Raw genomic sequence first — 1,096 nt, forward strand, 5'->3', positions numbered from 1 at the left:
ATTCATGTTGTGGGGACTACGTTTGCCTCGCCCCGGAACAACGGGGACCAGAACAAAAACATCCTGAGGAGATTCCCCCATGCGCTCCATCCGCACTTTGACCCTGGCAACCCTGACCGCACTGGCCTTCGCACCGGCCGCATTCGCGCAGGACTCCACCACTGATACCGCGTCGGGCAAGCATTTTGCCGTGGTCGGCGGCGTCTCGCTGCTGCAGCCGAAGAACGATCCGCTCGACGGCGTGCGCAAGGTGGACGGTGGTCCGGCCCCGACCCTGAGCTTCAGMTACTACATCAACGACAACTGGGCCGTTGAGCTGTGGGGCGCTGCCGACAAGTTCGACCACCGCGTGCGCGGCACCGACGGTGCGCGCCTGGGCACGGTCGAGCAGCAGCCGATCGCGCTGAGCGGCCAGTACCACTTCGGCCAGGCCGACAACGTGTTCCGTCCGTTCGTGGGCGCGGGTTACTACGAGTCCAACTTCAGCAATGAAGACCTGGCCAGTGACGTGGGCCACATCGGTCTGAAGACCGCCAAGGGCGCGATCGGCACCGTCGGCGTGGACATGAACATCAACAGCACCTGGTTTGCCCGCGCCGATGCCCGCTACATGCATTCGCGTCCGGAACTGACCGTCAACGGTGACAAGACCGGCGACAAGGCCAAGCTGGATCCGTGGACCGTGGGCTTCGGCATCGGCGCCCGCTTCTAAGCGCCAGCCACACGCGTTCAATGCAGTACTCAACGGGCCCCTCGCGGGCCCGTTGTCGTTTTCGGGCTTCGCTGTCGTCGGATCTTGGATGAGCCGCGCCACTGCGCAGATCGAATTCGCCGGATCGCTCGCCCGTACTGGCTGAACTGGCATAGGTGGGTTGGYGGGCCCGTTACCCGCTTGCTCGCGTACGCAATCCCGCGCACGCGGCAAGGCCCGGGTTGGGCGTCCTGCCCAACCCGCCCAACGCATGCGTCGGGCCCATGCGGGGCACGGTCCCGCCAGCCCACCCATACCAGTCCTAGACAGTTGGCCGGTCGCCATACGAAGAGCAACCCCAAATCCGCTTGTCGCCTTGCCAAGGCCACCGCCGAACTATCGACG

The 1,096-nt window shown here is 65.0% G+C and carries 1 protein-coding gene; it reads left to right on the forward strand.

Annotated features, from left to right (window positions below; all coding sequences use genetic code 11):
* The first annotated feature begins 79 nt into the window (after positions 1–79).
* Positions 80–712, forward strand: coding sequence for an OmpW/AlkL family protein (locus ACXJKH_RS21035; protein WP_457322288.1), 633 nt, complete (start codon positions 80–82; stop codon positions 710–712).
* The last annotated feature ends 384 nt before the right edge of the window (positions 713–1,096 follow it).

The sequence above is a fragment of the Stenotrophomonas sp. P5_B8 genome, assembly GCF_054049855.1.